Below are 14,987 nucleotides of genomic sequence, written 5' to 3' on the forward strand. Positions count from 1 at the left end.
CCGGACCGCATTTCTTGTGTTCCGGGCAAGGCTGGCCTAGGGAAGGATTCGATGCTTTGGAGGTGGATCAAGGCGGCACGGGAACGTCGCGCCATGAGGGAGTTCGTCGAGATGCTCGCACCCGCGGTTCTGGTCTTTGGCGAGCCCATTGCACTGTCATATGCCGAGGCCGACGGGGATCCGGACACCCCAGCAGGCTGTTACCTCGTACTGACTATCAATGACCTGTTCCTGATCCTTAGTGACGATATATGGCGGATCCCGATCGACGAGTTGATCTGTATTGGATCGCGGACCATCCTCTCGACTCAGCCGCTGAATCTTGAGATCTGGTGGCGGCCAAGGGGCGAACCTTTTCGTGGACTGTCCTTTACCCTGCCAAGGGACCAACGCGCTCGCGACCTGGAGGAGAAGCTATACGACCTCGTCGAGAAGAAGCGTCCAGACCTGAAACCAACGAGCGAGCCGCCGCCATATACCTTTACCGGCTTGGGAAGCCACCCGGTTCTCCGCAAGGAGGAATCCAATCGGCGGCGCCCCGCCCCGGCCCGTGACGCCCACAGCGAGACTGTCAACGCAAGCAACGATATGCCCGAGGCACCGTCTCGGGATGCTGACGAGGCGCTCGCCACCGCACCGGAGTTGCGAGACTCGGGAACCACCGCGAGCACGACGAGGATTGACTCGCCGGTGCGGCCAGAGAGGGCTGGCCCAGGAGAGCCTGAGAGGCCCGCCAGCTCGCGAAAGACGGTCATCGACGAAGTGATCGCGGACGCGCCGGCGTTGAAGGGTCCGCCGAGCGAGCTCAGGTTGGCTGACAAAAAGCGGCTTATCGTGTCCTGGAACTTCGCGCTCACCGCTGGCGATGCGGGCCTGTGCGACGACGGGTTGCGGCTAGCGCTGACGCGGCTTACCCACACGCACACCTCGGCTCAGTGGTGGAATGACTCGTTCCGCGAGGGCACGGGGAAGTCTTTCCGTGATCTGGTGGACGCTCTCGAACCAGCCCTCACCTTTCATCTGCGCAGGATGACCGAGGTCGACCTGTCGAAGCACCTGGCGAACTGGCAGCCCAAGACCCGCAAAGAACGTGAAGTCATCGCTCACGACGCTACCGAGCGTTTCCGGCAAGCGATCGTCGCAGCCAGCTATGCCGGCGTAGACCGAGCACGGATCGTGTGGCTGGCCACCCAGCCTGTGACGCCGCTCGGCACAACCAACCCCTACATCTTCGACAGGGCGGAGTGGGTTGAGCGTGTCCTCGACGAGAACGCCGCGCATGCCGAGCAGTGGTGGCGCAAGCTTGGCGAGCCAGACGAGTACGACGCTCAGACATGGGTCGTGGACACCCATCGCATGGCCGTGCAGGCCAAGTTTGATGTCCTCTGGCCCCACAGCGTCTACGAGCGGAAGGAGGACGAGCAGAAGGAGGAGGTGCGTGACGCGAACAGCGAGACCGGGAACGACGACTCCGCACTGACGCTGTGGTGAACGTCACCGCCACCTGCGGAAGCTGGCCACGGAACCCTGCAGACGCGCCACGGTCGCGGGTGCAAACGCGCGGCCCGTGTTTGGACCACCATGTACCCCGCACGCCCTGATGCAGGGCGACGGCAACGCAGACAACACAGGGGGGAACCCACACCGTGAAACCGGCCCTGACCGCTGCCGCGATCGCGACGATCGCGGCCCTCACCCTCGCCGGCTGTGGCAACAATGCCGCCCCCACGGGCGGCGCCGGCGACCCGGCCGAGACCACTCCCGCCACCGGGAAACCGCAACCCAAACCGGAAGCGGAGTCCGCCGCCGAGAAGGGCAAGATCCACGTCACCGCCGTGGGCTACGGCTACTCCGACGACTCGTGGGGCACCGCCGAGGCGGTGGCCATCGTCGCCAACCCCACCAAGCTCAAGGCCGTCGTCAACGTTGACTTCGCGTTCTACGACAAAGCTGGTGAGGTGCTCGGGCAGGAGACTGACACCGTCGTGCTCGCTGCCGGCCAAACCGCCGGCATCAGCACCCCGGTTGACGTCGGCGAGAACGCCCAGATCGGCAAGGTCACCGCGGAGGTCGACGTCAGCGAGAGCTTCCCTGACGACCACCCCAACTCGCGTTTGATCGCCTCAGACGTGCGCTACCTCGAGGACGAGGGCACCGCCAAGGTGGTTGGCAAGATGCGGAGCAACTTCCAGCAGGACATCCGTGACTACCGGCTCACCGCCGTCTGCTACGCCGGCGGCAAAATCGTCGGCGGCGGGTTCACCTACCAGGACGCCCTCCACCGCTCCGGCGCCGTGAAGGCGGTCGAGGTAGACAGCATCCTCACCACCACGAGGCCGGACCGGTGCGACCTGTACGGCACGGTGGACTACGCCACCACCGGCGAGTAGCCAGCCGCCAGTGCAGCCACACGGACCGCGCGCCTACCAGCCCGGGTGCGCGGTCCGCGATTTCTCTCGTATCCCACGCAGTTTCGAAAGTTTCCTGCAGCGACCTGACAGATCGCCTGCGAACGACAACGCCGCCGAGCTCAGTCTCGTGTCAAATGTGTCCCAAGATCGGTCGGCCTGAGTGCAAGAGCCAGGTCAGAGCAGGTGACGCGGGTGCCCTGTAAAACCGTCGGCTCAGCCTACGCAGGTTCGAATTCTGCGCCTTGCCACACCAGGCGAACGCCCTCTGGCCTGCGAAAGCAAGGCGGAGGGCGTTCGCACGTCCGTCCGGCTCCACCCGGCTAGGACCGGGGACCCCACGGGCGCCTATGCCCAGAGCCTGCCCACGTAGGCGCCGGTCCTGAGCCGCGAGCGTGCGACCTAGCCCAAGACGTGGCAGGAGATGTGGTTCGGCGTACAGGGGCTAACCCTCCACGCACTCGACCACACCCGTCCCGATCAGCTGCGTCAGAGCGGGCTGCTCAGAGAGCCGGATCCACCGCAGCGGTGCACCGGGCCAGGTTTTAGAGGGCGGCACGGATCAGATCGAGGATGCGCTGCTCGGCTGGTTCGCCCTGGCGGGTGGGGTCGCGAGGCCCGGCGCGAGGAAGGCTGCGCTGCCGACCACGAGCGAGCCGCGCGGCACGGTACGCCGACCGAGTGCTCTCACGCGTGGAATTCCATCTGCTTCAGCAGGGCGGCGAGGGTCGTCAGCCCGCTGGCGTCGGAGCGAGTGTTGGCCCCTCCGGTCCACGAACCGTCCTCGAGCTGGGTGGAGATCTTGGTCTCGAGGTACCCGAGGACCGCGTTGGTGTTGTCGAGTCCTCCGAGCGCTTTCGCCTGGTCCTCCCACAGCAGGAGCGACGGCCGGTCGACGTTCGTCATCCAGGTGTAGCCGTCACACGCCCGCTTCACCCAGGGATCACGGCCCCGCAGCTGTCCCCACGTGAGCAGACCGGTGTAGCAGATCTGCGCGTAGCCGGTCGGCTTGTATGTCGGGGTGTACCAGGCGTACGCGATCGAGGCGTCCGGCTCGATGTGGGCGTACAGGTTGCGTGCCAGGGCGTCGCCGTACCTCAGGAGCTCCCGATCGCGGGTGGTCCGGAAGAGGGCGGCGATCAGCTCGAGCGACGAGCCGTCGATGTTCCAGATGTTCGTGGAGCGGCCGCCGTCCGCGTCGACCGGGTCGATCGTGCAGTACGGGATCGAGCCGCGGGTGTGGTCGTCGTCGAGCCACTGGAACCCGTGGCGGTCGTGCAGCAGGTAGTCGGTCGCGCGTTCGGCCGCCGCGAGGTACTCGGGCCGCCCGAGCGCCTCGTAGCCCTCGAGGAGGGCCTTCGCGGCGTTCGAGGTGATGATCGCGTACGGGGTCCCGGCCGGGTGGTTCTGCCCGTTCTCCGGATAGTGGCCGGCGTACGTGAAGTGTCCGCGGTCGCCGCCCCAGGCCCAGGGGAAGCCGAACCCTCCGTTGGACAGTTGGACGTCGACGAGCCAGTCGAGAGTGCGCACGGCGCGATCGCGGTACTGCGCCTCGCCCGTGACCTGCCACAACCGCAGGTTGCCGGTGGCGACGGCCGCGTTGCCCTGCGGATCCGGCTGCGGGTCACCGGGCCACGTGGAGTGACCGATCAGCACACCGCCGTCGGGCGTACGACGGGTCTCGAGGTAGTCGCTCGCCTTCCGCGCCGCCGCGAGCGCCTGGGGTGCGAGCTGCCGTTCGGCCGCGTGGTCGGGCGTCGCGAAGCCGCCGGCTGCGACCCAGACGTCGTGATCCTGGTCGCCGTGGGCCTCGTGCACCGAGACGCTGACGAAGGCCTCGCGCGCAGGCGGGTGGAAGCGGAGGCCCGTGATCGTGAGACCGCCGTCCTCGTTCGCCGGGAGCGTGACGGCCTTCGCCTTCGCGTCCCAGCGGAACGCACCGCTCGACGACCAGCGCGCCGTGACCCCGCCTGGGCCCGCCATGCGACGCTCGTCGACGAACGTCAACACCGTGCCGAACGCCTCCACCCGATCGAACGCGACCGGGTCGTTCTGCGCCGCGACCCGTACGGTCAGGGTGTCGGTGGCCTTGCCCCGGGTGAGGTAGTCACCGCCCCAGATCGAGACCTTCCACCGGACGACGGACAGGGCGGCATCGTCGAAGAACGCCGTCCCGACGTTCGCGGCCGGGCAGTAGAAGAGCACGGTGGCGTGCGTCGCCTCGGCCGGTGCCTCGGCCTCGAGGGTCAGCTCCTGCCGGGTGCCGGTCGTGGAATTCGTCGCCGTACTCGCGGAGATCCGCCGGCGATCGGCGTTCCAGAACTCGAGGAGCAGCTGGGAAGAGCCGCTGACGTTATAGGAGAACGCGCTCGCCTGGTAGGAGAGGCCGGGGGTGACCGGGACGAACGCGCTGCGCAGGCCGGGGCCGACGGTGTTCGAAGGGTCCTCCAGCCGCACGCTGAACGCACCACCGTGGACCTGCTCGGTCGACGACTGCACCAGGCCCTGAGAGTCGGCGTTCCACAAGCTCCAGGCGGCGGGAAGGCCGTCGACGACGTCTTCGAGCCCCGGATTGGCCAGCAGGTTGTCGCTTGTGAGCTCGACGGGACCGGACGCGGGATGCGGGTGTCCGCCCGCCAGAGCCGGTGCGGTCTGGACACCGAGCGCGCCCGCGACGGTCACCAGACCGCCGAGGCGCAGGACGTGACGACGCCGCATCTTCCCGTTCATCAAAGCCCTCCCTGGATCTGGCTGAGCCAAACCGCTGTCCCGGCCTGCCTGCCCGAAGCTAGAGAAGGTGTCCGGGAGGATCAATGCACGGGCAGGTGGGAACCAGGTCCGAAAACGGTCAGGAGCGAAAAGCAAGTGCAAGAAGCGCAGGTGTCCGCCAGCGGGTGCGGCACCCTCTGCATCGACGTGTCGCCGAGACTGCTACGGCTCACTTGGTGAGCTTTGCGGCCGGTGTGCTCGTTTCGGTGTGATGCAAGCGCGAGTCCTGTGTCGTCAGCGGATTACCATGCTGGAAAGGGGCACGCCGACTTCGTAACTCCTCTACACGTGTGACGAAAGGGCGTTCCTAGCGACCTGGCCGCTTACCCACCCAGCGTGACATGACTAGTGTCCAGGTCCCGCGAACATAGCCATATGTTCTAAACCATTGTTGAAAATCTCTGTGGAGAGCTAGGTAAGTCTGTCGGCCGACACCTCGGTCATTGGCTCGTCTGAACCAATACGATGCTTTGCCAACTCTCCTTGTCGTTCCAGTAGCCTTCCGAATCCCACCATGCACGCTGCGTCACCGGCTTGGGCTCCGCGCTGCCACCACGTCTCCGCGGTTTCCTTGTCCCCCCGCTCGTACGACAACCATCCAAGGTTGAACATGGCAACGGTTTCGCCGGCGTCGACGGCCCGCTGCCACCACATTTCTGCGTCCGCCTCATCCCCCGTTCCTTCAGCAGAAGCCAAGATTGAACATTGCGAGGGTATTGCCGGCGTCGGCCGCGCGCTGGTGCCATGACTCGGCACCTGCTCCATCCTTCCGTTCCTTCAATGTGTATCCCAGGTAGAACATGGCAGAGGTGTTGCCGGTGTCGGCGCGCCATGCTCCATCCCGTCGATGCCCATGTGACGGCCTGTGATCGCTGCCCACGGTAATCGAACGGCAGCCCTCACTGCCGATCCGCGAGCCTGTGGATAACGACCGACGGCGCGTCCACGAAGACGGCATGATCGGTCTGCGCGCTGGTCATGGGGGGTGTCATGGTCACGTACGTCCTGGTCTCGGTGGTTGCCCTTCCCTTCCTCGCGTGGGCGCTGGTCTCACCGAGGGCCATGTGGTGGACGCTGCGCGCCTGGCAGTACAAGAACCCCGAGGCTCATGAGCCGAGTGAGACCGCCTACCGCTTCGAACGGTTCGGCGCCGCGTTCGCTCTGGTGTTTCTCGTCGGGTGTGGAATGATCGTCGCGGCGACGGAGGGCGACCGGGAGCGGACGCGCCAGTGGCGGGAGTACGAGGCGTGCCTCGAGGAGCGTGACGGCCGCGAGAGCTTGTTCACGCCAGAGGAGTGGTGTGAGATCTGGCACCCGCCGCCGGAGGAGTGACCTTCAGTGAACGAGACCGGTGGACGGGTCGAGACAGCTCACGATCCGTGGACGGCTGACTGTGATGGGCGTCCACGAAGCGCTCGTAGGTGTCGGTGAGAGAGTGCGCACGGAAAGGTACGGTCATCGGGGTGCACAGACACGGCGATTCGCTGGCGGCGTTGGTCGTCGTCATGGTGATTGGAATCCCCTTGATGGTGTGAGGGCTCGTCTCGCCGAAGTCGGCCTGGTGGAGTCTCGAGGCGTGGAAGTACAAGAATCCGGAGGTCCACGAGCCAAGCGAGGCCCGCTACCAAGTGGACCGGTTCGTCTCCGGGCTCGCATTGGTGTTCCTGGTGGTGGTGGGGCTTTTTGTTCTTGCAATCAAGGCCGAACAGGCGGTGGAGAAGCGCCCGACGGAGTCGTACGAGAAGTGCGTGGACGACGACTGGAGCGAGGACGTGTGGGGCGAGGACGACTGGGCCAGCGACGATCTGTTGACTGAGGATTCCTGCGACGAACCTTGGAACTAGCCCTGATGCCGCAGCTGCGATCCGGCGAGTCCACTCCCCACAAGGATCACCTTTCGTAGGGTGACCACGACATGGACGTGGCCCAGGTGACGCGTGCGATCGGGACGGCAACATCGGTCGCCTCGTCACCGACGCGGACCGCGAGCTGCTGTGGGGCAGGCTACGCGCTGTGCGGCGGGTGATCGACGAGTGTGGAGCGCTGGAGCAGCTGCTCCATGGAGAGCCGCATCCGGGCAATGTGCTCGGCACGAAGGATGGCCCGCTGTTCATCGACCTCGAGACGTGCTGCCGCGGTCCGATCGAGTCCGGCCTCGCGCATGTCCCCGCGGAGGTCTGCGTGTACCACCCCACGTCGACCAGGGACTGCTCGACCTGTGCCGGCAGGTCGTTCTCGCGACGTCGCCCATAGCCACCCGATCGGTCACGGCGTGGGCGATGGCTTCCTCGGCGTGGCGAGTGGCTGATCGGTCTGTCACGCTCCGACCACGAGTGATCATGGCGTGCCTTGTGAGGGTGCCCCGAGCACTCCGCTAGAGTCGCTTGAAGAGCTGGCTGTTTCGTGACGAGAAACGACAGGATTCGATGGCCGATTCCGACTACATCGTCAAGCCCGTGTACAAGGCGCTGCAGGTGCTCCGCTGCATCGGCGAGTCCGGACGCGACCTGTCCCTCGCGGATGTGTGCCAGCTCGTGGGCTTGCCGAAGAGCACGGCGTTCAAGTACCTCCGCACGCTACGAGAAACTGGCTTCGTGGCCCACGACCCGGAGACCGACACCTACCGGGTCGGTCTGCTCTTCTGGAATCTCGGCAAGCTCTCCAGCACTCAGTCCCGAGTCCGCGACCTCGCGCTGCCGGAGATGCGCAAGCTCGCCCGGGCCTTCGATGAGACTGTCAACCTCGGGCTGCCGGACGGCCAGGCCGTCGTCTACGTCGAGATGATCGAGAGCAGCCGGGCCCTCCGCATGCAGGCCCGCCTTGGCGCGCGGGATCCGATGTACTCCACCGCACTCGGCAAGGCGATGCTCGCGAGCCTTCCCGAGACGGAGTGGCGCGGTTGGCTGCCCAAGCGGCTCCGCCCCCGCACCGACCGAACGATCACCTCCCTCACCGCCCTACGTCGGGAGCTCGCCGAGGTGCGCGAGCGTGGTTACGCGATCGAGCGCGGAGAGAACGAACCCGGCGTCTCCTGCATCGCCGCACCGATCCGTGGCCGGCACGGCGAGGTGCTCGCGGCGATCAGCGTCTCCGCGCCCGACACTCGTCTCGACGACGCGCTCATCGCGCGCATCGCGGCGGCGGTCGTCGACGCGGCGGGTGCCTGTTCTCGCAGCCTCGGCTATTCACCGGGGACGCCGGACAGCGAACCGGCCGTGTAACCGCCGGCGACGCACGCGCGGACCGTGGCCACGCTGCGACCGCGTGGGCTGGGTTTGGTCAGCCCCGCGCGCTCCAGAAGCGTTCGCTCTCGCGAACCATCTGCTCGATGAACGTCGCCGCGTCGATCTCGCCGAAGAGCAACTTGTCGTTGGCGGGACACAGGACCTTGGTGGAGAACTCGGAGTACGCCGGCGGACTCGGGACCCGGTTGACGGCACCCGAGTCGAGGCTCCGCTTCGCCTCGGCCACCACTGGAGCCGCGGGCACGTCGGTCCGCACGGGCATCTCCTTCGCCACGGTCGAGATCTGGTCTTGGAACTTCTTCTGCAGGAAGTACCGGATGAACTCCTTGGCGGGCTCAGGGTTCCGAGCCTTTTTCGGGATCCCGAAGCCGTACGTCGCGACGTTGAGTGTCGGCTGGCGTCCCTCGATCGAGGGGAACGGGAACGAGCGGTACTCGAACCCCTCCTTGGCATAGGGCTGGGTCTCTCTCGGCAGCCAGGTTCCCCCGAAGAGGAAGTCACACTCGCCCGCCGCCCACTTCTGCTGCATGGCGGGGAACCTGCTCGCGTTGAACCCGTCGGGGAAGTAGCCGGCCTTCGCGAAGCGCTCCACGTACTCAGCGGCCTTGACGAACTCCGGCTCTCGCCACGTCTTGCCTGTCGTGTCGGTCACGGCCTCGGCCCAGCCTTCGTCGCCGGCGAGAGCGCGGGCGAAGTGCTGGATGTAGTAGGCGTTGTAGCCGGGCACGCTGCCATCCTGCGCCACGGGCCTGCGACCCCGCGCCTTGCGCTCATCGAGCAGGGCGATGAACTCCTCCCAGGTCTTAGGTGGTGAGTCGGTGAGCTCGGGGAACGCTGCTCCGTCGTAGAACCACGCGTACGTCGACACTTGGTACGGCACCATCACCACGAGTCCGTCGGGTGTCGTGCTGATCTGCTTGTAGGCCTCGCCGACGACCTCGGCTACCGTCCGCGCCTCGCCCGGCACCTCCGCCTCGTAGACGTCGCTCAGGTCGAGCGCCTCGCCGGTCGGCGCGAACATCGTGGTCAGCTGGCTGCCGTTGGCCTCGATGAGATCGGCGGGGACGTTCCGGGTGTTCAGCGACGGGAGGAGCGACTGCATGGCGGTCCGCCCCTTCCACTGGACCGTCACCTTAACCCCCGAGGCGCGGCTGAAGTTGTCGATCGCGGCGGCCAGTACCTTCTGGTTCGGCTCGCCCTCCGACCAGAAGCTCCACAGGGTGAACTCCTTCGACTCCGACCCCGAGGTCGGGCTTTCGTCGCCGCCACATCCGGACGTGACCACCAGGCTCGCCGCTCCGGCCGCCGCGCCGCCGAGGAAGCGTCGTCGTGACAAACCCCTCATGCGTCTCACCTCTTCGTCATCGCGGATTTCTGTCTCTGCCTCTGCCGCGCCACTCCCTGGTCAGTGGGATTCGCGCCGCCGCTCCGACCGCGAGGTCGTACTGGAAGCCGAGGTCGGGGTTCTCGGGGGCGACGTGACCGCGGATCGGGCTGACGTTGCCGATGCCCACCGTCAAGGCTCCCTGGTCACCTAGGAACGCGTCCGTGATGCGGTAGACGGCGTTGGTGGTCCCGTCGTTCTCGACGTAGATGGAGGAACCGACGAGGGTGACATCCGCTGGTACTGGCTCGTCGAGCGCCAGCGTGATGGAGTTGTCGTTGCTGAGCTCCGTCGTGAACGCCGTGACGGTGCCGGTGACGGCCGCCGGGCCGGACCTGATCCCCGGGACAGCGGAAAGCCTGGTGCCGTTGTAGAGCAGGCCGTACTCCGGTCGGCGGTTCCGGAGCGACCACACGCACAGCTCACCGCTCGTCACGTAGGTCCCGTCGACGAGGAGGGTCAGGTCGGGCCGGACCGTGCACACCACGTAGTCGACTCGGCCGTCGGTGAGCTCCACTCGGACGGCGACCGCTTCGTGCGACGCCAGCGCACCGCCGTCGAGGACCTCGACGTCCACGGTTCGTGCGTCGGCGATCGTCGAGGTGCCGATGTAGGGCTCGATGACCGAGACGAACTGGCTGGTGAGATCGACTCCGTGGCGATGGGCGATGAGGTAGCGCAGGCTCTCGGGGTTGCCCTCCTTGTTGCGCGGCGGTATGCCGTCCGCGAGTGCCACGTCGTCGACGGGGCTCAGCATCGTCAACCGCAGGTGGAGGTCGGGGTCGACCTCGTGGACGTTCCAGGTGTCCTGGATCGACCAGTCGACGCTGAACGGGACCGTCGGCTCCGTGTCTCGCTCGACGTCGAACAGCCAGTCGAACCCGCTCGCGCGTGGGCGGGCCGGCGCGAAGTCGTCCGGAGGGTAGACGTCCGGCCCGGCGTAGGTTCCGGTCGGCTGCGGCGTCAACGCCAGCCCGTGGACCGTCACCGGTCCCTCGGCCGCGTGGAAGCTGTAGTGGTGGTCACGGCCACCAGCGACGCGGAAGACGTCGACTGCGTAGCACCGGTCGGGATCGACGTCGACGAGGACACATGACCGCTGGTACAGGCTGGTCTGCGAGTAGACCTTCGGGGCCGCGACGCTGAGGTACTGCGCCCGCTCGCCGACCGCGAACCCCAGCGCCCGGCCGATGTCCTGCTGCTCCTGTGTTTGGGCGTCGACCACCACGGTGTTGTGCGCGATCGTGTTGCTGTTCCACTCGAGGCGGCGAGCGTTGTTGCCGAGGAACTCCGGGTAGCCCAGGTCGGGCAGGAGGTCCACGCCGCCGGCGTACATGCCGAGGTTGAGCGTGTCTGCATGTCCGTGGTTGTAGTTCCGTCCGTAGTAGACCCAGAGCTCTCGACGCCCCGTGCCGGTGCCCGCCCGAAGCGCGGCGAACCCGAACCCGGTGAGGTTCACGCTGGGCAGGTTGAGCGGACCGTCGCGATCGACGATCTCCTGGATCCGCCGCACCGTGCCGGCGACGTCGAGGCTGCTGACGTCGCCGTACAAGCCGTCGGCCGTTCCGCCGTTGAGGAGACACGCCATCTGCGCGAACTCGCGGGTGGGATACTGCTCGAACGCGCGGACGTAGTCCCGCGCGTTGAGGAAGAGGTCTGGAGCGCCGGTCCTCCCGGTGTCACCGATGCTCGGCACGTACGCGTTGAGCATCGTGAACGGATACATGCACTCGAAGAGCTTCTCCACCTTCGGGTGCTGGTAGAGGTTGTCGTCCTCGTCCACGACGAGGACGTCGGCGACGTCCCGGATCTGCAGCATCCAGATCCGGTTGTACGCGAGCGACCCCTCGGTGCCGCATCCATCGTGGTCGACGTCGTCGATCAGGGCGCTCGCGACGTTGCCACCCGTCACTCGCCACTCCGGGTCGCGCACTAGGTCACCGGTCTTGAACAGGAACTCCTTCCACTCCGCGGTCTCAGCGCTCTTCCCGAGGACGACCGCCGCCATCGCGAGCGCCGACTGGTGCATGCCGAAGTTGCCGCGGATCTCGGCGGCCTGGACAGCCGGGTAGATCGTGCGGAGGATGCCGTTCTCGATGTTGACCCGAATCGCCTCGACGCTGTCCTTGGCGGCTAGGTCGTACTGCTCGGCCTTGGTCCGCAGGAAGTCGACGACCTCGGCCTCGTCCCGTCTGGCGATCGCGGGGAAGAAGGCGTCGTACGCCAGGCAGTAGTCCTTCGCCATCCAGCTCTCCCAGATGGAGCCCACGGCCTTCCCTTTGCCGGTCCCACCGTGGCCGTTGCGGTTCCACTCCGCGGGGAACGGGTCGAGGTGCAGGGTCGGGTAGACGTCGGCTATCCGGTCGAGCAGGATGAGGCCAGCGTGCGCGTAGCGCAGGTCACCGGTGTAGAGGAAGGCGTCGCGGAACGCCTTGACGCCGCGCCCGACGAGTCCGTGCCCACCGAGTTCGTTCAGCCATTGGCACCAGTGGTTGTAGTACGCGACGAACGTCCACCGGTTCCCCTCCTCGTCGACCCAGCCGTAGCCGTCGTCGACGCCCCACGTCGGCCCGAGCTCGGGGTAGAGCTCGTTGACGAGCAGAGACCGGTCCGCGAGGTCAGGGTCGAAGTTGCCATGCTGGTCGAGGCCGCTGCGGTAGTAGGCGGCGAAGTCGTTCGTGGGGAAGGTCGTCGGGAGCCCACTCGCGGGATCGACCGCGGGATCGACGATCTTCCACGGCATGCGCAGCGGGTCAGCTCGCCAGGGGTACGTGCCGAACTCGTAGATGTCCCGCCCGCTGATCGGCGAGCCGAGCTGCTCGTTCACGTAGTTCGCGCGGGGGAGCGCCTGGGTCGTGACGAGGTTCCAGATCCAGTCGTCGCCGTGGGACAGAAGCTCCTCGGCCGCGGCGACCGCCTCGTCGCGCAGGGCCCGCGCCCACGGGTACGTCGCGACGTTCGCGCGGATCGCGGCGACCCTCTGCGAGGTGTAGAACGTCGGTTTGCTCTTGGTCGGCTCCAGAACCTGTGGCGTCGCGTTCGCCGAGACGGCGCCGAGCCACCCTCGTCCCTGTCGGGGCGGTAGGAGACCGAGGCCGACCAGCCCGGCCATGGTCATCGAACCAGTCAACAGCGTCCGGCGGCGGAAGGCCGGACTGTCGGACTCCGTGTGGTGCGCCATAGCTCCCCTCCCTTCGGCGCGGGCGTGGGTGCGCCTACCGGCCGTATCCGGCGGCGATTCCCTCGACCAGGCGGCGACCCGTCCACAGGTAGAGCGCGATGAGCGGGATCACGATGATGCAGATGCCGGCGAACAGCACCGACCACTCCGCGCCCGTGTACTGCATGGTCTGGGTGAAGTTCAGCAGCGCCAGCGAGATCGTCTTCTTGTCCTGCAGGAAGACGAGCGCGAAGAACGTCTCACCCCAGTCCCCGATGGCTTGGAGCACGAAGAGCGTCAGGAGTCCCGAGCGGGTGAGCGGCAGCATGATTCGCCAGAACGTGTAGCCGGGACCGGCTCCGTCCAGTGCGGCCGCCTCTTCGAGCTCGTGGGGCAGCGACGCGAAGAACCCGGTGAGGAAGAAGACCGCGAACGGCAGGTTCGTCGCGGTGTAGACGAGGAGCAGTCCCCAGAGCGTGTTCACCAGTCCGAGGCGGTCCATCCCCACGTAGAGGGGGATGAAGATCGACTGTGCCGGAACGCCGAGACCCATCGCGAAGAAGACCGTGACGGGGCCTGACCAGCGCCAGCGGAACCTGGTCAAGGCGTACGCCGCGGGCGCCGCGAGTGACAGTGTCGCGATCCCGCTCGCCACAACGAGGACCAGGGAGTTGAGAACGCCCTCACCGAAGTGCGCGACGTTCCACGCGTCGACGTAGTTGTGCCATCGAGGGCGGGACGGCAGTCCCCAAGGGTCCTCGAAGATCTCGGGCGTCGTCTTCAGCGAGTTGAGGAACAGCCAGCCGACGACGAAGAGGTCGAAGATCGCGAGCGACCACGCGGCGGGGAGGAGGATGAGGTGGAGGGGGCTCCGTCCTCGTCGCGGCCGACGGGAGGGCCGACGGGTCAGCCGCGGTCGCGCCAGCGGCCGGTTCGCTCGGGCGTCTCGCCGAGCGGGCTGCGACGTGGTGGTCGTCGGCATGCTGTCGTCCTAGTACTCCACGTGCGTTCGTTCGGCCAGCACGCGTCGGACGAGGATGGTGAGCACGAGACTGAGGGCGAGCGTCATCACGGCGGCGGCGGATGCCACGCCGAATCCCGCCGCAGCGTCCGCCGCGAAGGCGGTCGCGTAGCTGTAGAGCGGGAACGTCCAGAGGCTCACCGGTGGGAGCTGGCCGGTCGCCCCCGCGAAGGCCAGCATGAACTCGAAGGACTTCAACGCCGAGATCGACCACAGGACGGCGCAGACCCCTGCGACGCCGCTCATGAGTGGCACAGTCACGTGGCGGAACCGCTGGACGGCGGAGGCGCCGTCGAGGTCGGCGGCTTCGTAGAAGTACCGCGGAATCCGGTCGGCTGCTGCCATGAAGATGACGGTGTAGGTGCCGGCGCTGAGCCACACCTTGCCCGCCATGACGGTCGAGAAGAGGTGGTCCGCTCCGAGCCAGAGGGGCGGTTCGTCGACGCCGAGGAGTGTCAAGATATGATTGACGAGACCCTGCGGGTCGAAGAGGAAGCCCCAGAGGATCGCGATCACGAGTCCGGGCAGCAGGCTGGGGAAGAAGACGACGGCTCGCACGAACCGTCGGCCGGCCATGTCCTGCAACAACATGGTGAGGACGAACGCGACGGTGAACGTGATCGCGCCGACGACGAAGAGGATCACCATGGTGGTGACGAACGACCGGTGGAACGCCGGATCGCGCAGCATGAAGCGGTAGTTGCCGATACCCACGTACTCCATCGGCCCGGCGCCCGCCCATCGGTGGAAGCTGATCCAGACCGTCAGCAGCGTGGGCGCGATCACCACCAGCACGTAGACCGCGAGCGCTGGGACGACGAACACGCCGAGCGCTCGTCGCCTTGCGCTGTCGAAAGGGCTCGCGGAACGACTCGTCCGTCGCACAGGGGGCGTGGCGGCGGCCGCCTCGACCGCATCGGCTCCTCGCATCCCGCACCCCCTGCACCGCGTGGCCGCGTTGGCCGGTCGGCACTGACCTGGGGACCGCTGGCGCGTTCGA

The 14,987-nt window shown here is 66.9% G+C and carries 10 protein-coding genes and 1 pseudogene; 6 read left to right on the forward strand and 5 right to left on the reverse strand.

The window, feature by feature from the left end:
- Window positions 1-93: 93 nt before the first annotated feature.
- On the forward strand, window positions 94-1,491 hold the full coding sequence (locus DFJ64_RS12830; protein ID WP_115850663.1) for a hypothetical protein: 1,398 nt from the start codon (window positions 94-96) through the stop codon (window positions 1,489-1,491).
- 155 nt (window positions 1,492-1,646) lie between these two features.
- Window positions 1,647-2,390: a hypothetical protein gene (locus DFJ64_RS12835; protein ID WP_115850664.1), complete on the forward strand. Its 744-nt coding sequence runs from the start codon at window positions 1,647-1,649 to the stop codon at window positions 2,388-2,390.
- Between the two features lie 705 nt (window positions 2,391-3,095).
- Here the strand turns inward: DFJ64_RS12835 and DFJ64_RS12840 are convergent.
- Complete coding sequence (locus tag DFJ64_RS12840) at window positions 3,096-5,138, reverse strand: glycoside hydrolase family 88 protein (RefSeq protein ID WP_115850665.1); 2,043 nt, start codon at window positions 5,136-5,138, stop codon at window positions 3,096-3,098.
- Window positions 5,139-6,167: 1,029 nt separating this feature from the next.
- Here DFJ64_RS12840 and DFJ64_RS12845 point away from each other — a divergent pair.
- The 4 genes and pseudogenes from DFJ64_RS12845 to DFJ64_RS12860 all read left to right on the forward strand — a co-directional run bounded on the left by DFJ64_RS12845 (window position 6,168) and on the right by DFJ64_RS12860 (window position 8,398).
- On the forward strand, window positions 6,168-6,509 hold the full coding sequence (locus DFJ64_RS12845) for a DUF6199 family natural product biosynthesis protein (protein WP_147304692.1): 342 nt from the start codon (window positions 6,168-6,170) through the stop codon (window positions 6,507-6,509).
- Window positions 6,510-6,727: 218 nt separating this feature from the next.
- Window positions 6,728-7,021 (forward strand): annotated as a pseudogene (locus DFJ64_RS12850) (DUF6199 family natural product biosynthesis protein); the annotation flags it as partial.
- A 178-nt stretch (window positions 7,022-7,199) separates the two neighbouring features.
- A complete protein-coding gene (locus DFJ64_RS12855; protein WP_245941311.1) occupies window positions 7,200-7,430 on the forward strand; it encodes a phosphotransferase in 231 nt (76 codons plus the stop codon).
- Window positions 7,431-7,603: 173 nt separating this feature from the next.
- Window positions 7,604-8,398 carry an IclR family transcriptional regulator gene (locus DFJ64_RS12860; protein ID WP_115850668.1) on the forward strand — a complete coding sequence of 265 codons (795 nt, stop codon included), beginning with the start codon at window positions 7,604-7,606 and terminating at the stop codon, window positions 8,396-8,398.
- A gap of 58 nt (window positions 8,399-8,456) precedes the next feature.
- Here DFJ64_RS12860 and DFJ64_RS19715 read toward each other — a convergent pair whose 3' ends face one another.
- Genes DFJ64_RS19715 through DFJ64_RS12880 form a run of 4 tightly spaced genes read right to left on the reverse strand, consistent with a single transcriptional unit; the run spans window position 8,457 to window position 14,812 of the window.
- Entirely contained in the window at window positions 8,457-9,767 is a 1,311-nt protein-coding gene (locus tag DFJ64_RS19715; RefSeq protein WP_115850669.1) for an ABC transporter substrate-binding protein, read from the reverse strand.
- Window positions 9,768-9,783: 16 nt separating this feature from the next.
- The gene (locus DFJ64_RS12870; RefSeq protein WP_115850670.1) at window positions 9,784-12,987 is read right to left on the reverse strand and encodes a heparinase II/III domain-containing protein; all 3,204 of its coding nucleotides are present in this window, start codon (window positions 12,985-12,987) and stop codon (window positions 9,784-9,786) included.
- A 34-nt stretch (window positions 12,988-13,021) separates the two neighbouring features.
- Window positions 13,022-13,948, reverse strand: coding sequence for a carbohydrate ABC transporter permease (locus DFJ64_RS12875; RefSeq protein ID WP_115850671.1), 927 nt, complete (start codon window positions 13,946-13,948; stop codon window positions 13,022-13,024).
- A 9-nt stretch (window positions 13,949-13,957) separates the two neighbouring features.
- Window positions 13,958-14,812, reverse strand: coding sequence for a carbohydrate ABC transporter permease (locus DFJ64_RS12880; protein WP_245941104.1), 855 nt, complete (start codon window positions 14,810-14,812; stop codon window positions 13,958-13,960).
- Window positions 14,813-14,987 lie beyond the last annotated feature (175 nt).

It is taken from the genome of Thermasporomyces composti, assembly GCF_003386795.1.
Taxonomy (GTDB): domain Bacteria; phylum Actinomycetota; class Actinomycetes; order Propionibacteriales; family Actinopolymorphaceae; genus Thermasporomyces; species Thermasporomyces composti.